Annotated in this window: 19 protein-coding genes; 6 read left to right on the top strand and 13 right to left on the bottom strand. The window is 60.2% G+C overall.

Going from position 1 to position 21600, the window contains the following annotated elements; translation table 11 throughout:
- Positions 1-293: 293 nt before the first annotated feature.
- The 3 genes from BJ928_RS31995 to BJ928_RS31985 form a co-directional block, all read right to left on the bottom strand.
- The gene (locus tag BJ928_RS31995) at positions 294-1808 is read right to left on the bottom strand and encodes an oligosaccharide flippase family protein (RefSeq protein WP_047635866.1); all 1515 of its coding nucleotides are present in this window, start codon (positions 1806-1808) and stop codon (positions 294-296) included.
- Between the two features lie 81 nt (positions 1809-1889).
- The gene (locus BJ928_RS31990; protein ID WP_063769477.1) at positions 1890-2804 is read right to left on the bottom strand and encodes a CheR family methyltransferase; all 915 of its coding nucleotides are present in this window, start codon (positions 2802-2804) and stop codon (positions 1890-1892) included.
- A gap of 881 nt (positions 2805-3685) precedes the next feature.
- Positions 3686-4582 (bottom strand): LysR family transcriptional regulator, encoded by an 897-nt coding sequence (locus tag BJ928_RS31985; protein ID WP_047635867.1) that lies wholly within the window; start codon positions 4580-4582, stop codon positions 3686-3688.
- Between the two features lie 155 nt (positions 4583-4737).
- Between BJ928_RS31985 and BJ928_RS31980 the strand changes: the two genes are divergently transcribed.
- The 4 genes from BJ928_RS31980 to BJ928_RS31965 all read left to right on the top strand — a co-directional run bounded on the left by BJ928_RS31980 (position 4738) and on the right by BJ928_RS31965 (position 9678).
- Complete coding sequence (locus BJ928_RS31980) at positions 4738-5142, top strand: DoxX family protein (RefSeq protein WP_047635868.1); 405 nt, start codon at positions 4738-4740, stop codon at positions 5140-5142.
- The gene (locus BJ928_RS31975) at positions 5139-6386 is read left to right on the top strand and encodes an MFS transporter (protein ID WP_052227941.1); all 1248 of its coding nucleotides are present in this window, start codon (positions 5139-5141) and stop codon (positions 6384-6386) included. The genes BJ928_RS31980 and BJ928_RS31975 overlap by 4 nt, the downstream gene beginning before the upstream one ends.
- 250 nt (positions 6387-6636) lie before the next feature.
- Positions 6637-8994, top strand: a complete 2358-nt coding sequence (locus BJ928_RS31970; protein ID WP_047635869.1) for an Orn/Lys/Arg decarboxylase N-terminal domain-containing protein — start codon at positions 6637-6639, stop codon at positions 8992-8994.
- 123 nt (positions 8995-9117) lie between these two features.
- On the top strand, positions 9118-9678 hold the full coding sequence (locus tag BJ928_RS31965; protein WP_047635870.1) for a GNAT family N-acetyltransferase: 561 nt from the start codon (positions 9118-9120) through the stop codon (positions 9676-9678).
- Positions 9679-9756: 78 nt separating this feature from the next.
- Here the strand turns inward: BJ928_RS31965 and BJ928_RS31960 are convergent, their stop codons facing one another.
- Positions 9757-10080 carry a hypothetical protein gene (locus BJ928_RS31960; protein ID WP_047635871.1) on the bottom strand — a complete coding sequence of 108 codons (324 nt, stop codon included), beginning with the start codon at positions 10078-10080 and terminating at the stop codon, positions 9757-9759.
- 384 nt (positions 10081-10464) lie between these two features.
- On the opposite strand from BJ928_RS31960, the gene dinB reads away from it, so the two are divergent.
- Entirely contained in the window at positions 10465-11562 is a 1098-nt protein-coding gene (dinB, locus tag BJ928_RS31950) for a DNA polymerase IV (protein WP_047635908.1), read from the top strand.
- Positions 11563-11644: 82 nt separating this feature from the next.
- On the opposite strand, the gene BJ928_RS31945 is transcribed toward dinB, so the two are convergent.
- From BJ928_RS31945 to BJ928_RS31925, 5 genes are all read right to left on the bottom strand, one after another.
- Complete coding sequence (locus tag BJ928_RS31945) at positions 11645-13495, bottom strand: cytochrome c biogenesis protein DipZ (RefSeq protein ID WP_047635872.1); 1851 nt, start codon at positions 13493-13495, stop codon at positions 11645-11647.
- An 18-nt stretch (positions 13496-13513) separates the two neighbouring features.
- Positions 13514-14002 (bottom strand): peptide-methionine (R)-S-oxide reductase MsrB, encoded by a 489-nt coding sequence (gene msrB / locus BJ928_RS31940; RefSeq protein WP_047635873.1) that lies wholly within the window; start codon positions 14000-14002, stop codon positions 13514-13516.
- Between the two features lie 153 nt (positions 14003-14155).
- Positions 14156-15373 carry a DUF2325 domain-containing protein gene (locus BJ928_RS31935; RefSeq protein WP_052227942.1) on the bottom strand — a complete coding sequence of 406 codons (1218 nt, stop codon included), beginning with the start codon at positions 15371-15373 and terminating at the stop codon, positions 14156-14158.
- An 84-nt stretch (positions 15374-15457) separates the two neighbouring features.
- On the bottom strand, positions 15458-16102 hold the full coding sequence (locus BJ928_RS31930; RefSeq protein ID WP_047635874.1) for a pyridoxal 5'-phosphate synthase: 645 nt from the start codon (positions 16100-16102) through the stop codon (positions 15458-15460).
- A 10-nt stretch (positions 16103-16112) separates the two neighbouring features.
- On the bottom strand, positions 16113-16889 hold the full coding sequence (locus BJ928_RS31925) for a class I SAM-dependent methyltransferase (protein WP_047635875.1): 777 nt from the start codon (positions 16887-16889) through the stop codon (positions 16113-16115).
- A gap of 172 nt (positions 16890-17061) precedes the next feature.
- On the opposite strand from BJ928_RS31925, the gene BJ928_RS31920 reads away from it, so the two are divergent.
- The gene (locus tag BJ928_RS31920) at positions 17062-17952 is read left to right on the top strand and encodes a LysR family transcriptional regulator (protein WP_047635876.1); all 891 of its coding nucleotides are present in this window, start codon (positions 17062-17064) and stop codon (positions 17950-17952) included.
- 5 nt (positions 17953-17957) lie between these two features.
- On the opposite strand, the gene BJ928_RS31915 is transcribed toward BJ928_RS31920, so the two are convergent.
- The 4 genes from BJ928_RS31915 to BJ928_RS31900 are packed head-to-tail and all read right to left on the bottom strand — an operon-like array spanning position 17958 to position 21559.
- Positions 17958-18689 carry a molybdate ABC transporter substrate-binding protein gene (locus tag BJ928_RS31915; protein ID WP_047635877.1) on the bottom strand — a complete coding sequence of 244 codons (732 nt, stop codon included), beginning with the start codon at positions 18687-18689 and terminating at the stop codon, positions 17958-17960.
- Complete coding sequence (locus BJ928_RS31910; RefSeq protein ID WP_052227943.1) at positions 18686-19474, bottom strand: ABC transporter ATP-binding protein; 789 nt, start codon at positions 19472-19474, stop codon at positions 18686-18688. Before BJ928_RS31910 ends, BJ928_RS31915 begins: the two co-directional genes overlap by 4 nt.
- Positions 19464-20498, bottom strand: a complete 1035-nt coding sequence (locus BJ928_RS31905) for an iron ABC transporter permease (RefSeq protein WP_047635878.1) — start codon at positions 20496-20498, stop codon at positions 19464-19466. The genes BJ928_RS31910 and BJ928_RS31905 overlap by 11 nt, the downstream gene beginning before the upstream one ends.
- Entirely contained in the window at positions 20495-21559 is a 1065-nt protein-coding gene (locus BJ928_RS31900) for an ABC transporter substrate-binding protein (RefSeq protein WP_047635879.1), read from the bottom strand. The genes BJ928_RS31905 and BJ928_RS31900 overlap by 4 nt, the downstream gene beginning before the upstream one ends.
- Positions 21560-21600: the final 41 nt, after the last annotated feature.

Raw genomic sequence — 21600 nt, 5'->3', positions numbered from 1 at the left:
GGCACGAGGAGGGTGAGCAGTTGGACACCGCATCTAAACACGCATCAAAGGGGCGCATATTTAGATCAGTACCCCTAAAGAGTTCGTTTCGCAGATAATCCCAGTTATGAGCTTCTTGGCCGGGTGAGTGGCTCCCAACAAGAAGCAATCGAACTCACCTAGAGTGCCGCGCAAACCGAAGAGCAGATCAACCGCCTGAAGACATTTGAGCGAGCAATGCATGATCGCGCCGGCCCATAACTGACGAGGGCGAAAATGTAGCCGTCGAACCACAAAATTGAGGGAGAGCTCGACTAAGCGCCAAGCGACGCCAACCAACGCAGACGCCTGCTCAACGCCACCAGCATCGCCAATACGCAAGCATAGGTCAGCACACCTGTGACGATCTGAAGGACAAAAATTTCGTGCCAGGACAAAGCCTCTGAAAAGCTCTCTCGAACCAAAAACACCGCGACGACCATGATAAGGCTCGAAGGCACGATCAATAACGCTGCCCCCTTGGTAATTTCCAACCAATCCACGTTGGCGAGTTTCGACTGTAGTACGATGCAGGTCAAAAGCGCAAAAGCAGCCGTGAAGCATTGCGCACTTGCCAGCGCCCGCAATCCGAATTGTGCGACCACGATGACGACTACGAGCGAGATCGCAACATTCAAGAGCGTGACTGGAAACCGGTATCCGATCCGTCCGACAACCGAAAGCGACGCCTCGTTGATGTAGCCCGGGGAGAGCAGCAGTTGTCGCAGACACAGAAAAGGAATTAGTGAGGCTGCGGGCATCCAGGCATCACCAAGCACGAGCCGCACGACCGGCTCGGATACCTGCCCTAGTCCAAGATACATGGGCGCGGCAATGGCAATTAACACCAGAACGAACCGATCACAAGCAAAGCCGGCCCGGCGGGTCGATCCGGCAGGCTCCAGGTGCGCGCGGCGGAAAACAACCCAACTCAGCGACCGAGCCGGCTCACCCAGCAGCTCGGACACGACGGCAACGACACGCTCTGCAGCCCTGTAGAATCCAGCGTCCGCTATTCCGAGAAAGCTTCCGACGACCAGGGTCCCAGAATAGGAGCCAATAAAGACGACCAGGCGATTGCCGACGATCTGGCGAGAAAATGCCAGGACTTCGATGACAACTGGCTTTGTGAGATGCAGGCGCGGCAATCGCGCCGCGGCATGCGCCGATCCAAGCAAGAGAACAAGCTGGCAAACGACTTTCGCCACGGCCAAAGATGACGCATTCCCATGCTGGCCAAGCATCACGATTGCTGTTATCAGGCCAGACAACTCGCCCCCAATCCTGACGATTGCACGTTGGCGCAGCCGCCCCGAGGCAACGAGCCTTCCATCAAACGCTGCAGTCAGCGCCGCCGGCAACATCCAGCCGCTGAATAAGGCCAGAATCGCGCTCTGTGCTTCATCGCCAGTAAACATGTGGAAGACGATCGCAGCCACCAGGCCGACGGCAGTGAGTAAGCCTCCGCTGATGAGCGAGATGGTAGCGACTTGATCAAAGCAATGATCAGCATCTCGCGCTTTCATGATGAATTCCGCCCATCCGCCTTCCGCCACAACCACCAGCAGCATCGCTATGGCGGATGTGAAGGCAAAGAGCCCAAATTCTTCCGGGCTCAACATGCGCGCCGCAACGAAAAAGGTCGCGACTTGAGAAAATTGCGAGACGATCTTGGCGGCAACGATCCAAATTCCGCCGGATACGATCATCGGCAGAAACTGGCCCCTTGCCGCCCCTCGCGATTGTGATTGGCCGGTGTGAGGATCTGTGTCCTTGATCGATAAAACCATCGCCAACGTTCCGATTTGGTAGGGCAACGATCACCATGTACTAGACGAGCAGCACATGGTGATCGCCCTCAAGCTCAGGGGTCAATGATCTCCACTTTGAAAGATGACCGAGTATCGATATGCCCAGTCAGCTTCGCTACGGTCGAACGGCTCTCTGGCCCAACGAAGCCAGGGCCATCCGCCCCTTGAACTCTCCGAAGACCATATTTCCTCCTGGCTCGTCAGCACGGGTCGAAACCTGGATGCCTTCAACACTTGAGTCTTAATGTCGAGGTCGATTCCATCGACCACCAGATACCCGCCCGGAACGACCAGCCCCATCATGTTGACGAGGCACCGTTCGGCCAGCTCGTCTGGCATCGGCCCCATGAAGTTGTTTGCCAGGACGATATCCTGCCGACCGACGAGGTTTGAAAGTCTTTCATCGGTCGCGTCGACCGTCAGCCATACAACATCTTGCCTGAGCCGGTCTTTCACACGCAACGACCCATCCGCAAGAGGCTCTAGAATTTCGACAAGTGATGGAACGTCTTTACTTGCAACTTCCGCCCTGCCTGCGACGTACAAGCCGCCCTCGGCTGCGGGGGTGTCCGGAAAGTAGATGCCCCGTTTTGCCACCTCCACCACGACTTCCGATATATCTGCACCCTGTGCCTTCACATTTAGGTCGCTTCGCACCTTCTTGATCGCATGGAGAAAAGAATAGAGTTCGGCCCCCGTGCTGCAGCCGATCGAGATAATGTTGAGATTGCCATTGGCAGGATAGCCGGACGTCAGCGATGCAACCGCAGAAAGCAGCGGCGGGTTGCGCAGGAAATGCGTGTAGTGAGACTGAAACCTCACGGTGTCTCTCACGAAGTTTCGATAGATGTATCGTCCCACGCGGACCATGGTCGGTGTCCGCCTAACCGAACTCGGTATGGTCTCCCAGATCGCTCGACAAAGACGAAAGGGGGCTTGATGGAAAAGAGTGAAACCAGTCATGGTGATCGACATCGAAAACTCCTTCAAATGCGCCGCCGGCTCCTGAGATGGCCGGGCAGGCAAACAGGGACTCGATTTGAGGCGGGACAAATCAATGAGCAGGGCAGCGGCACTGAGACGTGAATGTGTGGCTCCGCTGTAGCCTGCCGACTAATCGACAGGGTTGGCCTGTCTCCGCAGCTGTACTCATCCCGATAACCGCTCAGTTCGAGCCCGGCATCTGATGCGGAGAATGATTTGTCCTACCGAGCGCAAAGACGCGGATCGACGTGAAACGGCCCCTATGGCGGATGATGAAAACTCCGCAGACCAGCGGGAAACAACGTTGGCCAGTATCGTGTGAAATGTGCGCGCGTCGTCTCGATCATTTGGGAGAAAAGTGGCGGGCAGATGACGTGAGAGACGGAATAAGCGCCGCTGCAGTGCGTGCAGAAGCACAACCGCTGGCGGATTTGCGCGTGCCCCGTGCCTAGATCAGACATGGCACAATGATGTACAGAGATCGACGATATGGTGGAGACGATCTGGAAGGGTTGATGAAGGTGCATGCCTGAACGGATATGCGGCGAGTTCAGGGCGAGCGCGATGGATGCCAGAAGCCCAGCGATCATAACAACATTCTGCGCCAAACTGAGCTGTTGTAGCTTCATATGATAGTTGTAGGACGGACCATCCCTTTACTCAATTTAGCAAAGAGTGCCCAAGCCATCGATCAAAGGGAGTAGTTTCGTCGACATCTAGCAGCGTCGACAACGTAACCACCGATGAGATAGGAAAATACTGGTTCTGCCCGGATGCCGCATCTGGCACACAGATACCGTCGAGGGGCGCCCACCCCATCAGAGCCCCTGAGCGAGCTTGTGCAACGAAGGCGTTTACCGCGGGCGTAAGCCTCACACTATCTGTGCGGAGAATCGGTCGATTAGCCACGCCGCTGCCGGACCGGGCGGCGTCTCCGTTCGGTAGATCGCATGCAGCGGGTAGAAACCGAGGCCCCATTCGGGCAGGTGAATTTGCACGAGGCGCCCGGCTTCAATATCCGCACGAACCATGGGCGCCGGCATGCTGCCCCAACCAATGCCGGCCAGCAGCAAGGCATGCTTGGAACCCAGATCGGACAATCGCCATGTGCGATTTCCAAGGACGCCAAGATCCTTGCCTTCCGTCAATCTGAACCTGTCGGCCAGCACGAGCTGAACGTGATCCCTGGCGGCGCCCGGCGGAATCGAGCCGCCTTTGGCCAGTGGATGTCCGGGGGCTGCGACCGGGATCAAGTCAACACCGCCGATATTGATCTGCTCGAGGCCGGATTGCGATTTATGCTCAAGACCACTGACACCCACCGTGGCAACGCCCGATAGAACGAGTTGCGTCACCGCGCCGAGCGCCTCGACATGCAGTCGCAGAGTGACGGTGGGAAATTCCCGTTCGAACGCCTGTGCCGCATCAACCACCCGGCTTGTCGGAAGCATGACGTCGACGACGAGCGACACCTCGGATTCCAGGCCACCGAGCATGCCTCTGATTTTCGCGCGCAGGCTATCGACGCCGATCGACACCGTGCGAACCTCGGAAAGAACCGATGACCCGATCGCGGTCAAGACCGGTTTGCGTGTGCGGTCGCGATCGAACAGCTGTACCCCGAGCTGCTGTTCGAGGGTGGCGATCGTGTAGCTCACCGCCGATGTCGCCCGTCCGAGCTTTCGGCCCGCGGCGGCGAAGCTGCCTGTCTCGACGACGGTCAGAAAGACCTGCAACTGATCGAGGCTCGGCTGGCCGGGGCCCTGCATTTCAAATTCCTTGAACGTTATGACCAGTATTTTACGGGTATTTTTTATCAAAGTGAATGCTTAGTTTTCCGACCAGACAGCGGGGGTCGCAGATCAACCGATCCCTTCGGCCGATCATGGGCCTTAAGTCTCCTCAAGAACACTAGGGATACATCATGAATACGCAGTCCTCTTATCTACCTGCCTTCGGTCGCCTGCTGATTGCGGTGATCTTCATCTTCAGTGGCCTTGGCAAGATCGCCGAACCGGCGATGACCCAGGGCTACATCAGCTCAGTCGGCCTGCCAGCGCCGCTCTTGGCCTATCTGGCGGCAATCGCCGTCGAAATCGGCGGCGGCATCCTGCTGGTGATCGGATTCCAGACCCGGATCGTCGCCCTCGCCATGGCCGTCTTCACGGTCGTGACCGCCCTGTTCTTTCATCATGATTTCGCCGACCAGAACCAGATGATCCATTTCCTGAAGAATGTCGCCATGGCTGGCGGCCTGCTCCAGGTCGTCGCTTTCGGAGCCGGCGCATTCAGCCTCGACGGCCGGCAATCTGCAAGGGTCGCCGCATGAGTGCGCATTCACGCGAGACCTTGTCCGAGCCCCTGGCCATGGCGCTTGCCCACCAAGGCATCGAAGCGGAAGAGCCGATTGAACCGCCGGCAACGACAGCGTCTTGGGCGGCACTGGTGGCGATCGGCGTTGGCGCCTTCGCTCTGGTCACGACCGAGTTCCTGCCGGTTGGCCTACTTCCGCAGATCGCCAGCGATATGACCGTAACCGAAGGCCAGGCCGGACTGGCGGTGACCATGTCGGGCCTGTTTGCCGCCACCGCCGCACCGATCAGCATCTGGATCGCGGGCAGCCTTGATCGACGCAAGGTGCTGCTGTTTCTCCTCGGAATACTCCTGATCGCCAATCTCATCGTTGCGATGGCACCGAGCTTCCTGATGATCCTGCTCGGCCGTGTTCTTCTCGGCGCAACGATCGGCGCCTTTTGGACCATCGCCGGTCCGCTCGGTCCCCGGCTGAAGCCGGGTCCAAAGGCAGGCCTTGCAACGGCGATCATCCTGTCGGGGGTTTCGCTCGGAACGGTGGCTGGCGTGCCGGTGGGCGCGCTGATCGGTGAGCTCGTCGGCTGGCGGTATACATTCGGTCTATCGGCCATTGTCGCCGTGCTCGTGCTTGTCGCCATCGCGCTGCTCGTTCCGCCGCTCCCGGTCAAGAGCTCCGGTGGGCTCGGCGACCTCTATCGGGTCTTCAAGAACCCCATGGTTCGGTTCGGCCTCGTCGGGATTTTCCTATCGTTCGTCGGTCAGTTTGCCGGCTACACTTATATCGCGCCGTTTCTCTTGAAGATCGTACGCGTCGACCCTCCGACGGTCAGCGCAGTCCTGTTCGGATTTGGACTAGTTGGCGTCGCAGGCAACATTCTCGGCGGCTGGGCGGTTGGAAAGAGCCTGCGATGGGCGACCGCCGGTACCCTGACGCTTCTTGGTACTTCGGTGCTATTGCTGATATTGCTCGGTTCCTACCCCGCTGCGGCAATTCCACTGATCCTCGTTTGGGGGCTCGGCTTCGGGATGCAGCCGATCGTCATACAGAACTGGATGTTCAATGCTGCGCCCGATCAATTGGAAGGCGTACAGGCGATACTGGTTTCAGCAGCCCAGACTTCGATCGGAAGCGGTGCCCTCATCGGTGGCCTCCTCTTCGACCAGTTGGGCCTGAAGGCCGCTTTTGCCGCTGCCGCCGTTACGGCATTTCTGACGGCCGCCATGTTCGCTGCCCTGAAGCCGTCGGCAGCCGGCCGGTAGCTGCCGAAAGCGACCCAACCGCCATCGCCAGCAGACATGCGGCCCGGAACCTTGATCTTCGGGCCGCGCAGCCACCTTATTCAGTGCGCTTGCCATCCCTTCGATGACCAGTCAGCAGCACCAATTGAGGAAGCTCGAAAATTAGCGAGGACAGGCCGTCACCGGCCCTGTTTCGAGGCTCCTCTATTCTGTCACATCCTTGTCATCAAATGCGCCGACACCTCATGCCTAATCAGGAGCGGGTATCGACATGGATTATTTCAGACGTTTCAACTTTCTGTTCGCAACGCCAACCTTCGACAGCGAGGATCTGGAAGGCGCCCGCTACAATCAGATCATCAAGGAAATCGAACGCTCCGGCTTTGAAGTGGTGCGGGCCCGCAATCTCGAAGACGCCGAGATCGCCGTCCAGACGGATGCCGCCATCGGCTGCATGCTGGTCGACTGGGGCAAGAAGGGGCTTGAGGGCAAGACGGCCTCCCTCATCAACCTGATGCGCCGACGCGGCCTCGAGTTTCCGATCATCCTCTTGATCCGGCGCAAGCGCTTCGAGGACGTGCCGGTCGAAGTGCTCGATTTCATCGATGGCTATGTCTTCCTGTCCGAGGAAACGCCGGCCTTCATCGCGAAAAGCCTTATCAGCCGGTTGAAGCAATATGCCGAGACGCTGAAGACGCCGTTCTTCGGCGCGCTGGTCGACTATGCGGAAGAAGGCAATCATCTTTGGACGTGCCCCGGCCACAATGGCGGCATCTTCTACAGCCGAAGCCCCATCGGGCGGGTCTTCATGGAGCATCTCGGCGAAGCGGTGTTCCGCGACGACCTCGACAATTCCGTGCTCGATCTCGGCGATCTGCTGACCCATGAGGGGCCGGCACTCGCCGCACAAAAGGAGGCGGCCAAGATTTTTGGCGCCGAAAAGACCTATTTTGTTCTGAACGGTACCTCCACCTCAAACAAGGTCGCTTTGTCAGCTCTCGTCACCGATGGCGACCTGGTGCTGTTCGACCGTAACAACCACAAGGCCGCCCATCACGGCGCCCTGATGATATCAGGCGGCATTCCGGTCTACCTGCCGACCATACGCAACGTCTATGGCCTGATCGGCCCGATGGATTTCGCGACCATGGACGAGGACACTCTGAGAGAGCACATCCGTACCCATCCGCTGGTGAAAGACCCCGAAGCCTACAAGAAGCCACGCCCGTTCCGCGTCGCCGTCGTGGAGCAGTGCACCTATGACGGCACCATCCACAATGCCGAGATGATCCTCAAGCGCATCGGCCATCTCTGCGACTACATCCTCTTCGACGAGGCATGGGCGGGCTTCATGAAGTTCCACCCGCTCTATGCCGGACGCTTCGCCATGGGGCTTGCCGATCTCGGCCCGGATGCGCCCGGCATCATCGCCACGCAATCCACCCATAAGCAGCTGGCAAGCTTCTCGCAGGCCTCGCAGATCCACATGAAGGACCGGCATATCACCGGTCAGAAACGCCGCGTCGAGCACCGCCGCTTCAACGAAAGCTTCATGCAGCACGCCTCGACCTCGCCCTTTTATCCGCTCTTTGCCTCGCTCGATGTCGGTGCGCAGATGATGAAGGGCCGCTCGGGCGAAGTGCTCTGGGACGACACGATCCGCCTCGGCATCGAGCTGCGCAAGAAGATCCGCGCCGTTCGCCGCGAATTCGAGGAGAAGGAGCATCGCCCGGAACGCCGCTGGTTCTTCGAACCTTTCGTGCCGGATCGCGTCGCGATCCCGGACGTGTCGAGCCCCGGCGCCGTGCATGACGTGCCTTGGGAGAGCGTCGCCACCGACCAGCTCGCCACCAATCCGGCCTTCTGGCATCTGACGCCCGGCGCGACATGGCACGGCTTTTCGGGGATGGAGCCCGGCTTTGCCATGACGGACCCGAACAAGCTCACCCTGCTCACCCCCGGCTTCGACCGGGCGACGGGGCAATACACCGAGCACGGCATTCCCGCGCCCGTGGTCGCGCAATATCTGCGCGAAAACCGCATCGTCGCGGAGAAGAACGACCTCAATTCGCTGCTCTTCCTGCTGACACCGGGCGTCGAGGCGAGCAAGGCCGGCACGCTGATCAGCGGGCTGGTCGCCTTCAAGAAACTCCATGACGACAACGCGCTGCTGGAGGAGGCAATTCCGGAATTCTATCGGCGCCGGCCGGGCCGCTATGCGGGCGTGCGGCTTCGCGACCTCTGCATGGAAATGCACAAGTTCTTTCGCCAGGCCGATGTCAGCGCACTCCAGGCCAAGCAGTTTTCCGCCGATCATCTGCCGCCGATCGCAATGTCGCCCCATGATGCCGCGCGCTGCCTGGTACGCAACGATGTGGATTATCTGCCGATCGACGAGATTGCCGGCCGCATCGCAACGACGCCATTCGTTGTCTACCCGCCAGGGATCGCGACCATCGTGCCCGGCGAGCGGCTGACGGAAAGAGCAAAGCCGATGATCGACTATCTCAAGATGTTTGAAACCTGCTTCAATACCTTCCCCGGTTTCGAGGTGGAGATTCAAGGACTCTATCGCGAAGTCGATGCATCAGGCAGAATCAGGCTCTATACCTACGTCGTCGCGGAATAGAGCAATTCCAGAAAAACTGCGCAGCGGTTTTCCGTCCGGAATTGCTAGATAACAAAGAGGTAGAGCGGTTCAGAGATTCCGTGAAGAGCTGAACCGCTCCAGGCTTGAAAATCAGGTTCGATCATGAAGCAGGATAAAACAATCGTCGTTCGCCCATCCCGGGAGAGCGATGTCGACGCCATGTTGGCAATCTATCGCCGCCACATTCATCGCGGCGTCGAAGCCGGGGTTGACGATAGCGACACGCCGCAACCCGACGATCTACGCGAGCGTCGCAAGAATCTAAAGGATCGGCGCTTTCCGCATGTCGTTGCGATCGAGGGCGAGAAGGTCGTGGGCTATGCCTATGTCGTGCTGTTCCGCAAGCGCCCAGCCTATCGCTACACCGTCAAACACTCGATCTATGTGCATCACGACCATATCGGCCAGGGCGTCGGCAGCCTGCTCATGCGCGGGCTGATCGACGCCTGCGCAGCGGCCGGCTTCCGACAGATGATCGGCTATATCGACGCCGACAATGCGGCTTCGCTTGCCCTGCACGAACGCTTCAGCTTCGTTCGTGTCGGCCTTTTGCCGGCCGTTGCCTATCGCTACGGCCGTTGGGCTGACACGGTGATGGTCCAGCGCTCACTCGGCCCCGGCGCAACCACGCAGCCGCCTCCGCCACCGCTCTCCACCCGCTGAAACCGAGCGAGTTGCTGCAAGCCGCGCGTATGTCGATAACGGCGAACTGGTGCCTTCTGCCGCCACGAAGACCCGTGCTTATCTTGTGCGCGGCATCGCAGCGAGCCTGAAACCCAGCACGAAATCCACGACCTTGGACGAGGACATCTCGCAGGGCTTGAGGGCAATCTTCGTTCCGGAAAGCACATAGAGATTGAAGCTGATGATGTCGGTGCCGCCGAGTTCCTCGCCGTAGAGCCAGACCCGTTTCTCATCGGCGGACCGCTTGACGGTCACACCCCAGGCCTGCTCCAGAAAGCGCCCCTCCGCATAGCCCTCGGGCAGCTCTGCAAGCGCATTTTCGAATTCAGCCAAGCCGCCGGACCGCAACTTTGGCGTGTCGTCCCTCATGGAGCCAGGCATTCGTCGCATATGCCGCAACCGTCCTCATCCATCTTCCTGGCCGATCGCACCTTTCGACAGCACAGACACGCGGTACCGTCTGCTCGCGATTCCTCGTCGCGCTCGGGCGGGAGAATCTCCATAAGCAGGTCGGAAACTGGATTGATTGCGATTTGGCCCATCATGAGGCTCCGTATTGGGGGACGGACAAGAGATAGGAAGCCTCGACCGCATCTCAAGGTGGCGTTTGCAGCAAGACTGGCACGGGATGCCTTCTTGGGCTTTCTCAGGCATGACGACAGAGCCGGTTTGATATCGTCATCAAGGATGATATGTTCTGCATTTGTTTCGGCAGCTACAGATGAAGAGCCGTGCTGAACTTGCAGTTTGATGACCGAGTCCGCCATGAACGACATGAGCCCCAGCCCCATACGAAAGATCATCCATGTGGACATGGATGCGTTCTATGCTTCGGTCGAGCAGCGGGACAATCCCGAACTGCGGGGCAAGCCGCTTGCCGTCGGTGGGTCTGCGGCACGCGGCGTGGTCGCGGCGGCAAGTTATGAAGCCCGCGCCTTCGGCGTTCACTCGGCGATGCCATCGGTCACGGCAAAGCGGAAATGCCCCGACCTGATTTTCGTGCCGCCGCGCTTCGACGTCTACCGGGCTGTATCGCAGCAGATCCGGGAGATCTTCGCCGAATATACTTCGATGATCGAGCCACTATCGCTGGACGAAGCCTATCTCGATGTCACCCAGAATCTGAAGGGCATGGAGATCGCCACCGAGATCGCTTTGGAGATCCGAACCAAGATCAGGCAGGTCACCGGGCTCAATGCTTCGGCTGGCATTTCCTATAACAAGTTCCTCGCCAAGATGGCGAGCGACCTGAACAAGCCGAATGGCCAGGCGGTCATCACGCCGAAGAATGGGCCGGCCTTCGTCGAAACGCTTCCCGTCAAGAAGTTCCATGGCGTCGGGCCCGCGACCGCCGAGCGCATGCACAAATACGGGATCGAAACCGGGCTTGATCTGAAATCTAAGTCCCTCGCCTTCCTGCAGGAGCATTTCGGAAAGGCAGGGCCTTACTTCTACGGCATCGCCCGCGGTATCGACGAGCGCCAGGTAAAACCCGACAGGGTTCGCAAATCCATAGGCGCGGAAGATACATTCACGCAGGACATAGACGACCTCGAACTGGCGACGGCGGAGCTGCGGCCACTCGCGCAGAAAGTCTGGCGCTACTGCGAGACCGGCGGCATCAGCGCCAAGACGGTGACCGTGAAGATCAAATACTCCGACTTTACCCAGGCAACACGCAGCCGGACAAGTGCCCATCCGGTCGCCGACGCAAGCGATGTTCTCGCAATAGCATCCGCGCTTCTAGCAACCGTCCATCCATTTGTGCGGCCTATCCGGCTGCTTGGTATCACGCTCTCGTCTCTGACGAACGAAGATGCCGATAATGGTCAGCCGCAGTCCCAGCTCGACCTGGGTATTTGAGAAGGCCGACCTCCCTCCGATCGATCACGATAACGACCCTGATCTCTCTACCCTGGGCGAACGAGAATGCTAGACCTTTTCCTTAGCCGAAGGTAAAGGCATAAGCCTCGGCGCCTGGATCGAGGAACTTGATCTCGAATGTGTGATCCGACACCGGGCCGCTCGCACGCACGAGCTGATAGAGCCTTTGCCCCGTCACCACCCCACTACCGTCTGCGTCGGTATCGACGCCGTGGCTGTCGCCGGGCGGCTTGCCATCGACGGTGATCTGGAAGCGAACGGGTTTTCCGTCCGCCGATGGCCCAAGCACCAGATGCAGGTCGCGGGCATGGAAGCGATAATAGAGCCGACTATCGGCAGCGTTCGAAGTCGCTTCCTGCGGGCCGACGGTCCAGTTACCGGCAAGACCCCATTCGTTGAGTTTCGGCATTGCCGCGACATAGTCGTGAGCGGCGTCGTTCACGGTGCCGGCATCATCCGCAAAATTCTGCGAGCGCAGATAACCGACATAGGTTTCCGGCGATTGTACATCGGCCTCGTTGGAGGCGGCCTCCGCGCCCGTCGCCTTCACGGCCACGATGTCGCTCGCGACATTGCTCTTACCCGCTTCGGCGAGCAGTTGCTGGATCACCCTTTCGGACTGATCGTAATCGCCTTCGCCGAAATGATGGTGGCGCACCTGCCCCTGCGCATCGATGAAATAATGGGCGGGCCAATATTCATTGTCGAAGGCGCGCCAGATCGCATAGTTGTTGTCAATCGCAACCGGGTAGGTAATGCCGAGATCGGCGATTGCCTTTTTCACATTGTCGACGTTCTTTTCAAAGGCAAATTCGGGTGCATGCACACCGATGACGACAAGGCCCTGATCCCTATATTTCTGCGCCCAAGCTTCGACATAGGGGATGACGCGCAGGCAATTGATGCAGGAATAGGTCCAGAAGTCGACGAGGACGACCTTGCCTTTCAGGCCGGCCGCCGTAAGCGGCGGCGAATTCAGCCATTGCACCGCACCATTGAGCGAGGGAATGGGCCCTTCGACCGGCAATTGCGCGGCGGCAGGCTTTTGCGTCATCACCATCGCCATGGAATCGCCACCGGCGGCTCCTTCCGGCTTTGCGCTCATCATCGCCTGGTTTGTCGCGCTCATCATCGCGCCGCCATCATTCTTCATAACGACCGATGACGGCTTGTTCGGGGCCTGAGCTTTGAAACGGTCGACCAGGTTCTGCTCAAGCGATGCTGTGCTTGCGAGCGACGCCTGCGTCAAAAGACCTGTATCGAGCCCCATCGCAATCGCGACGACTGCGGCAAGCACGGCAACACCGACGCCGCGGCGCAGCCACTCGCCGATCCCAAGCGATTGCTTCATCGCCAGGTAGACGCGGCCGCCGATCAGAAGAGCAAGTGCAAGCGATGTCGCCGCGCCCAGCGCATAGGCGAGCAGCAGCAGCGTCGTGCCGACGCTTGCGCCCTGCAGCGCCGCCCCCGTCAGGATGAGACCAAGCACGGGGCCGGCACAAGGCGCCCAAAGCAGACCGGTCGCCACACCGAGCAGCAACGACGCGGCAATCGCCGAGCCGCCGCTCCGGCTTGCGCGGTCGGCCGACTGCGACAACCGCGCGCCAAGTGACACGAGAGGACGTGTCAGACGATCGGAAAGGGACGGAAAGAGGAGAATGATCCCGAAGAGCGCAAGCAGCGCCATCGCGGCGTAGCGCCCATATTCGTTGGCCGCAACAGCCCAGCCGCCGCCGAAGGCGGCAAGCGTTGCAACGGCGGCAAAGGTCGCCGCCATGCCGATCAGCATCGGCAACGTGCTGCGCAGGAAGGGCTGGCCCGCGCGTGCGAAGACGAATGGCAGGACGGGCAGGATGCAGGGGCTGACGATCGTCAGAACGCCGCCAAGATAGGCAAGAATAAACAGAAGCATCGGTCGGTCTCTGATCGCTTAGGCCGCAGCCCTATGGAATGTCATGGCGACGCCGTTCATGCAGTAGCGAAGGCCGGTCGGCTTCGGCCCATCGTTGAAGACATGCCCGAGATGGCCGCCGCAGCGAGTGCAATGCACTTCGTCGCGCACCATGCCGAAGGACGTATCGCGTGATGTCGCCACGGCGCCGTCGAGCGGCGCCCAGAAGCTCGGCCAGCCGGTGCCACTATCGAATTTCGTGGTCGAGGAAAAGGCGTCCTGATCGCAGCCGGCGCAGGCGAAATTGCCCTTGCCGTGTTCGTTCAGCAGCGGGCTGGTAAAGGGGCGTTCGGTCCCCTCATCTCTCAAGATGGCATATTGATCCGCTGTCAGGATCTTCTGCCATTCCTTATCGGTGTGGGAAACCGGGAAATTCATGGCGGTTTTGGCCGCGGCCGAGCCGTAGCCCAATTTAAGGCCAATGGCGCCAAGAACCGTTGCCAGAAGTATCCGTCGTCTGTTCAGCATCGCACCTTTCTCCTTCGACGGACAAGCCGCCAGCTTACAGGGCAATTATCCGCAATCGGCAGCGCCGCAGCGTGTCCTGTCACCATGGATTACGGAAGAGGGGGCCAGCTTGTTACACACATGCCGGTGAAGACACCGAAACGTGATCGACCCTCACTCCGCCGCCAAAGGCTCGGCAATCACGGCAGCGAAACTCGCAAGGCTTGCAGATCGCAGCGGCAGATATGGCTTGTCGCTCTCGCGGCAGAGCCGCTTCACCATGTCGGCGGCCGAATGGCTGATGCAGTCGACCGGGAAAACCGCCGATGACGCCCGCCCGACCATGGCAGGCAACAAGGAGAGATTATCTTCCACGCCGCCATCGTGAAACAGCAACTCGATGTTCCGGCTTTCAGCGAGCTTCCGCAGGCGATCGAAAAGGTTCGGTCGGCCGCCGACATAGAGCAGCGTCTCTTGCCCATGCTCGCCCGCGGCGGTGCCGGGTTCAGCGGCCATAGCGATGGTCACCTCCAGCAGATCCAGTTCGCGCTTCAGCGCCAGGTTCTCCTCTGTGAGGACGGAGACCAGCGAGAGGGCCTTTGTAAGCTTCGTCTCGGCGAGTGCGAGGCGTTTCTCGTATCCCTCCGCGCGCTCCCCGGCTGCTTGCAGCTTTTCCGACAGCCTCGTCTCTTGCCGCTGATCCACCATCGCCGGCGCCGTTTCGCCGGCGGCGGCCTGCGCACGCCGCAGGTTTTCCTCCAGCTCTTCCATGCGCCTTTGCAAGATGACATTGTCTTGAGCAGCCGCTTGCAGGCGCGCCTCCTGCCGGGCGATCTTGTCGTCCCTCGCCTCGACATCCAGTTGCAGTCTGCGCAGACGCGCGAGATCGAGCCGGCTGGAGCTGCCGACGAGATGCGACAGCATGTGCACTTCGCCGAAAATATCGTTCATCAGCGGACGATCGCTGGCCGGATGGCTCATGACGGCCCAATAGGCGCCCGATATATCGCCGTCATCGACGGCCTTGTCCCACTGGACCTTGATCTCGGCCGGCGTCGAAAGCTTTGAAAAATGCTTGAGAATGCGCTCATGACGGCGGTCGAGCGCCTTGTTCAGCAGCTTGGCCGCGATATCGCGCTGGCCGGCGGCACGAACGCCGCGGCTGTGCAGAACGTGATCCGTCGCCGTCTTCGTATCGATATCGCCGACTTTCGTCAGCACCTGCCGCAGCTCCACCGTCGTCAGGCATGTGCCGACGATGGAGCAATGGAACATCGAAGGCAGTTCCCAGGTTTTCAGGCGCTGAGCCCTGACAGATATTGTGGAGGCAGCCGGATGCTGTTCGACGATCGGAAGCGCAAAGGGCCGTTTGTGATTGAGGAGAACCGACATGTCCGCACTAGCGTTATATTTCACCGAATATTACGCTAGTGCGTCTTTCGCCATCAGGCAAGCCCAGCCATCGCGACCAGGCCTTCACGGCCAGAGCCGCTCCTTCAGCCACCCGGCCTTTTCCCGCCTGTATCGCAGACGATGGTGGCGCCGCTCGGTGTCTCCCTGCCAGAATTCGACCTCATGCGGCATGACGATGAAAAGCGCCCAGCCGGTGGCGACGAGATCGGGCTCTTCCTGCAATCGTCGATGCTGCAGGGCCAACTCATCTTCCAGCTCCTGCGACGAACCAAGGACCTCGCTCTGCCGCCCCGTCAGCGCCACCGCCTTGGCGCCCGACGTCCGCGCACGAAAATCCGCATAGCGCTCATGGGCTTCGGCCTGAAACGCCATGCCCCGCAGGCGCACCTGCCGCCCGAGTTGCGGCCAATAGAAGGTCAGTGCCACGGAGGGATTGGCGGCAATCTGCCGGCCCTTCGGCCCCCGACCCGTCGTTGCGAAATGCCAGCCGCGCTGGTCGAGATTCTTCAGGATGAGAACGCGGGCATCCGGCGTGCCATCTTCGTCGATCGTGGAGAGCACCATGGCATGCGGTTCCTTGATCCCAGCCTCGATGGCATCGCGCAGCCAGGAGGAAAACAGATCTCGCGGCTCATCCGGCGTCAGATCCGCTTCGAATGGCGGAAACGGTCCGGCCAGCGATTTCAATATGCGTAGCTCGTCTCTCACGGCATACTCCTCAAGGTCTGGCGATAATCAGACGCAGCGAACCCTCGAAGAAGGGTTGCGTGCGAAGGGCGCCATAGCGGCGATCCCAGGAACCATCGGCCAGATCACCACCAAGTTTCGCGACAAATCGCTCTCCCACGGAAGAATCGACAAAACTCCATGCGGAATTGGCAAGCCGCGCTCCGGGATCGAGCATTCGTTCGGGTCGGCCGTAATAGGCTTCGCCGAAGCCGTCGACGCAGTTCAGCGGGATCGGCACCGCCTTGATCTCCACATCGCCGCCAAGCGCTTCCGCGATCATATTCATAGCCGGATAACGTCTTGCCTCGACGGCGATCATTTCAGGCGCATAGGCGTGCAGCCATGACCGCTCCAGCAGATCCGGATCGCAGCTGAGCACAAGGACCGGGCCACGCGTGACGCGGCGCATCTCGCCAAGCCCCTGCTTCAAATCCGACCATTGATGTACGGTGAAAGTCGCCATTGCGGCATCGAAGTTCCGGTCTGCGAAGGGCAGGTGTTCGGCGGTGCCGTCGATCGCGACGGGAAGATGCGCGGGCCGCTGGGCACGCATCGAGTCGGAAGGCTCGACAGCCGTCACCTGACGATCGATCGGTTCATAGGAGCCGGCGCCGGCGCCGACGTTCAACACGGTCCTGGCATCGCCGAGCGCGGCGCGGATGAACTCGGCAATGTGCGGGTCCGGCTGACGATAGCTGGTGTAGCCCGATCCGATCACCCCGTAGTTCGCGTCGCCTGCACTGCCGTCCTGATGTCTATTCTGCATGTCCTGTCTCCTTGGTATTTACGGACAAAGCTTCGCCAAGTGCGAAAATGCCATTGCATCGCCGCATCTTTGTTCGTTGCTCGCATTGTCCATTCGTCTCGGCGGCAAAAAACACGCTATTCCCTCGGAAGAAAAACGATATGTTCGAACAGTCAATGTTCGGAAAATGCACATGGCTAGGCGAATACCCTCACTGAACGCATTGCGCGCCTTCGAGGCAGCAGGCAGGCTCGGCCGCATGACGCTTGCCGCCGACGAACTCAATGTGACGCACAGCGCCGTCAGCCGGCAAATCCAGCATCTCGAAGAGGTCCTTGGCGTTCCCCTCTTCGAGGGACCGAAGAACCGGCTGAGGCTCACCGAAGGCGGTTCGACCCTCTTGTCGGGATTGACGGCCGCATTCGACCAGATGGATCTGTCGGTGCGTGCCGTTGCCGACACCGAAGACGGTCAGCTCGACGTCTCCTGTCCCGGCACGTTTACGATGCGCTGGCTCATTCCTCGCCTCTATCGGTTTCAGGCGAAATATCCCGCCATAGAAGTGCGCCTGTCAGCCTCATCAAAGCCGGTCGATTTCAGCCGTGACGGGTTCGATGTGGCGATCCGGGTCGGCACAGCGCCGTGGCCCTCAGGCGCCGATGTGATCCCCCTGTTTCCGGAACAGACCGGCGCGGTGCTCGCGCCGTCGCTTTTTGCCACGTCGACGCCCGAGTTCGACGGCCTGCCGCAGCTTCATACGCGTACAAGGCTGCGAGCCTGGGGTGACTGGCTCGCCCGCTCTCAGCGATCCGTGGCGATCGGCCCGCGCGTCGAATACGAGCATTTCTATTTCATGCTGGAAGCCGCGAGCGCCGGGCTTGGCGTCTGCGTCGCCCCGTGGCCCTATGTCAGCGACGACATCCGCTTCGGCCGGCTGATAGCACCCTATGGCTTCCTGGAAAGCGGCCACGAATATGTGGCGCTGCGCCGCGCCCGCCGGAACAGAAAATCCGTACTCTTCTGCGAATGGCTGCATGAGGAAGCCGAGGCCTATGCTCGCTCCAACGCACCTCCGAGGAGATGATGTCGTCAGCCGATGGCAGAAAAGCCGGCTTCGCTCAGGATTTTCTGCCCGGTCGGCGACAATAAAAAATCGCGCAGCTCTCTGGTTTCGGCATCCGCATCCATGCGAATGACCATGCCGTATTCGATCAGCGGCTGAAATTCGTCGGGGATATCGACAATGTTGAAAGCCGGATCACCCGCCAGAAGGCGTGCATTCGAAGAATAGCTCATCATGAGATCGACCACGCCATCGGTGACCAGGTAGGCAGCGCCCTTGCCCGGCGGCGTCGGCGGCGAATTGCGCCCGCCCACCAATTGCCGAGAGCGGGACCGGATCGCCTCCCCTCTCCCCGGATGCCGGGCTTCGATGAGGTCGAAGGCCTCGAAAGCATAGTCACCGCCCGGATCATCGCCCGGTGTCGACGTGCCGATCCTCACGGCGGGATCTGACAGCACCGCGAGAAAATTCTCCGTCGTCAGGCCAAGCTCGGCACGCGAGAGCACACAGAGCCGATTGCGGGCAAAGCAGACCGCGTCTTGCGCAAGACCCATCGAAACAAGCCGCCGCGGATGCGCCATGTTAGCGGACGCAAAGAGATCGAAGCTGGTGCCCGCCTCGATCGTTTCCCGCAACAGGCCGGCAGGCCCGAGCGTCAGCGAAATGCCAATGCCGAATTCATAACCAAACGCGCCGATAATCGCCGGAAACGCATGGCGTAGGCTGCCGGCGGACAAGACTTGAACTGCATTGCTCACGGGCGATTTCCCTTTCGGTCTCTTTGGCGGAACAGCGGCACGAACGCGGTCTCCACAAGCTTACCGTTGCCAAGCGTCGCCGAGCGAACCGGAAGGCCATAGAGCGCTTCGAGATTCTCTTCGGTCATCACATCATCGGTGGCGCCGAAGACGGTTCTTGCCCATTCGAGCATGAGCAGCACCTTGTCGGCGACAGCAACCGCATGGTTCGGCTGATGCGTGGTAAAGGCAATCGCCAATCCCTGCCGATCGGCAAGTGTCGCCAGCAACGACAACACGACATCCTGATTTTTGAGATCGAGCGCTGAGGCCGGCTCGTCAAGCAGTAGCACGGCGTTCTCGCCGGCCAGCGCCCGCGCGATTAGCACCAGTTGCCGCTCGCCTCCTGAGAGCGCTTCGATGTTGCGTTGCGCATAGCCGACCATACCGGTAAGCTCGAGCGCCTCCATGGCTTTCTCGACATCGACCTTGCGGGGTGTCTGGAAAAGCCCGATGTGACGGGCACGGCCCATCAACACCACGTCGAGCACGGAATAGGGGAAGGAACCGGAAAACTCCTGCGGCACGAAGCCAGTCTGCGGGTTCAGGGCGATACTGCCGGCGCTCGGCTTCAAAAGCCCGGCGAGCACGCGCAGCAAGGTAGACTTGCCGCGGCCGTTCGGCCCGAGAATGGTCGTGATCTCGCCGGCGCGAAGTTCAAGATCAAGCTCGCGAAATTGCCAGCGTTCGCCGTCATAGGATTGGCTCGCCCCTTCCAAACGCAGCTTGACCCGATCAGAAACCACGTGCGCCTCGCTGGGTTTGCCTCAGCACTAGCGCGAAGACCGGTGTGCCCATCAGCGCCGTCAGGATGCCAAGCGGGATTTCGGAGCCGGTCGCCGTCCGGGCAATCGTGTCGATCACAAGCAGGTAGAGTGCGCCGATCAGCAGGGATGCCGGCATCATCACGCGATGATCCGGGCCAACGAGCATGCGCGCCATATGCGGCACGACAAGACCGACCCACCCGATGATGCCGCTGACGGCAACCTGCGCCGCGACGATGCAGGAGACCAGCACAAGGATCAGCCAGCGCAAGGGCTCAACATTGACGCCGAGCGCGCGGGCATCCTCGTCGCCGATCGACAGGAGGTTGATGCGCCAGCGCAGACCGAGCAGCAGCAAGCTGCCGATGACGACGGGTGCTGCAATCAGCCAGAACTTCTCCCAATTGGCCGTCGCAAAGCTGCCGAGCAGCCAGAAGACCATGGCCGGCAGCTTGTCTTCGGTGTCGGCGAGATATTGCACAAGGCTTACCAGCGCTCCGAAGAAGCCGCTGACCACGACACCTGCGAGAACAAGCGCCAGGATATTGCGACGCGCGACAATGCCGTTCAGCCCATAGACGATGATAAGGGCGGACAAACCGAACGCGAAAGCCGAACCGAGCAGACCATAGCGCGAAAAGCTCAACAGGATGGCAAGCGTTCCGCCGAAAGCCGCCCCGGAAGAGACGCCCATCACCTGCGGCCCCACCAGAGGATTGCGAAACACGCCCTGCAGCGTGGCACCCGAGAGAGCCAGACCAGCGCCGGCAAGCAGCGCCAGCAGGATGCGCGGCATACGCACCGTAAAGACGACATTCGCCTCCGTCGCCGTCACGGGCACCGCCGGCGGTGAGATCGGCGACCAGAGGATCTCCACGACCCGCATGAAGGGAATATCGTACCGCCCGACACCGAGCGAGACGACAGCGACCATCGCAAGCAGGATCGCCAGCGTGGCGATCGTCGCTCTAGGCCCGTGTCGGCTGGAAGTCACCGCGCTCATTGCGCGGCGCGGTAATCGGTGCGGTAGAATTCCTTGTAATAGGCGTCCGCTTGCCTCTGCATATCGATATCCTTGAACCGCTCGGGATAAAGCTCCTTCGCCATCCAGAGCTCGCCAAGCGCCATGGCCTCCGGCATCGGATAGCCCCAGGCCTTTGCATATTCCGGCATCAGGTAGATGCGGCCGTTCTTGACCGCATCGATCGTCTGCCAGGAGGGGGTCTTCCTGATCTCGTCCACGACGGCCGGGTAGCGCTCCTGGACGAAGATGACGGCGGGGTTCCATGTCAGCACGTCCTCCATCGTCACCTGCTTGAAGCCGCTGATCGAACTTGCAACGTTGCGCGCACCGGCGCGCTCCATCATCAGGCCGGTATATTTGCCGCGGCCATAGGTCGTCAGATCCGGATTGGCCATATAAACAGGCACGCGCTTGTCTGCCGGAATGTCGGCGAGACGATCGGCAACGAGCTTGCGGGTCTTCTTGGTCGCCGCAATCATCGCTTCGCCCTGGTCCTTGCGGCCGAGTACATCGGCGATGAGGCGTACACCGGTGGCAAAACCAGAATCGATCGCAGCCGGCTCATCCTTGACGGATGGGTTGAGCTTGACCGCCTCCGCCGCCGGCACGTCGAGCAGCGAGATCGCCACGACGGAAAGGCCGGCATCCTCGATCTGCTTCACCATGTCGGCCGGCGCATAATTGGTCACGAAGACCACATCCGGCTTCAGCTTCAAAAGCTCCTCGATATTCACCTTGGTCAGGCCGCCCGGCATCGGCAGGTTCGGCAGTTGCGGCGCAAGCCGCACATAATTGGCGCCGAGCTGCTTCTTCCACTCGTCGAGAACGCCGACCACCTTGTCCATCGCATCGAGCTGAACGGCGATGTTCAGCGTCTGATGCTGCAGGATGACGACGCGATTGACGGCATCCGGAATATGCACCTGCCGGCCGATCTGATCGGTCACGAGACGGTCGGCCCAGGCGGGAGCGGAAAATAGCAAACTGCTGAAAATGATGGAAATTTTAGCAAAAATAAGCAGATGGCGGCGCTGGAACATGGAATTCTCCTGAAAAGATTCCAACCGCTATCATTATATTT

Source organism: Rhizobium sp. WW_1 (assembly GCF_003610155.1).
GTDB classification, from domain to species: domain Bacteria; phylum Pseudomonadota; class Alphaproteobacteria; order Rhizobiales; family Rhizobiaceae; genus Rhizobium; species Rhizobium tropici_A.
Note: the sequence above shows the minus strand (reverse complement) of the source record. Positions and strands in the feature narration are given on the sequence as shown.

What these genes read in the sequence shown, in the direction of transcription:
- BJ928_RS31995 (WP_047635866.1), bottom strand. Translation starts at nt 1,808, where the DNA reads ATGGTTTTATCGATCAAGGACACAGATCCTCACACCGGCCAATCACAA.
- BJ928_RS31990 (WP_063769477.1), bottom strand. Translation starts at nt 2,804, where the DNA reads ATGTCGATCACCATGACTGGTTTCACTCTTTTCCATCAAGCCCCCTTT.
- BJ928_RS31985 (WP_047635867.1), bottom strand. Translation starts at nt 4,582, where the DNA reads ATGCAGGGCCCCGGCCAGCCGAGCCTCGATCAGTTGCAGGTCTTTCTG.
- BJ928_RS31980 (WP_047635868.1), top strand. Translation starts at nt 4,738, where the DNA reads ATGAATACGCAGTCCTCTTATCTACCTGCCTTCGGTCGCCTGCTGATT.
- BJ928_RS31975 (WP_052227941.1), top strand. Translation starts at nt 5,139, where the DNA reads ATGAGTGCGCATTCACGCGAGACCTTGTCCGAGCCCCTGGCCATGGCG.
- BJ928_RS31970 (WP_047635869.1), top strand. Translation starts at nt 6,637, where the DNA reads ATGGATTATTTCAGACGTTTCAACTTTCTGTTCGCAACGCCAACCTTC.
- BJ928_RS31965 (WP_047635870.1), top strand. Translation starts at nt 9,118, where the DNA reads ATGAAGCAGGATAAAACAATCGTCGTTCGCCCATCCCGGGAGAGCGAT.
- BJ928_RS31960 (WP_047635871.1), bottom strand. Translation starts at nt 10,080, where the DNA reads ATGCCTGGCTCCATGAGGGACGACACGCCAAAGTTGCGGTCCGGCGGC.
- dinB (WP_047635908.1), top strand. Translation starts at nt 10,465, where the DNA reads ATGAACGACATGAGCCCCAGCCCCATACGAAAGATCATCCATGTGGAC.
- BJ928_RS31945 (WP_047635872.1), bottom strand. Translation starts at nt 13,495, where the DNA reads ATGCTTCTGTTTATTCTTGCCTATCTTGGCGGCGTTCTGACGATCGTC.
- msrB (WP_047635873.1), bottom strand. Translation starts at nt 14,002, where the DNA reads ATGCTGAACAGACGACGGATACTTCTGGCAACGGTTCTTGGCGCCATT.
- BJ928_RS31935 (WP_052227942.1), bottom strand. Translation starts at nt 15,373, where the DNA reads ATGTCGGTTCTCCTCAATCACAAACGGCCCTTTGCGCTTCCGATCGTC.
- BJ928_RS31925 (WP_047635875.1), bottom strand. Translation starts at nt 16,889, where the DNA reads ATGCAGAATAGACATCAGGACGGCAGTGCAGGCGACGCGAACTACGGG.
- BJ928_RS31920 (WP_047635876.1), top strand. Translation starts at nt 17,062, where the DNA reads ATGGCTAGGCGAATACCCTCACTGAACGCATTGCGCGCCTTCGAGGCA.
- BJ928_RS31905 (WP_047635878.1), bottom strand. Translation starts at nt 20,498, where the DNA reads ATGAGCGCGGTGACTTCCAGCCGACACGGGCCTAGAGCGACGATCGCC.
- BJ928_RS31900 (WP_047635879.1), bottom strand. Translation starts at nt 21,559, where the DNA reads ATGTTCCAGCGCCGCCATCTGCTTATTTTTGCTAAAATTTCCATCATT.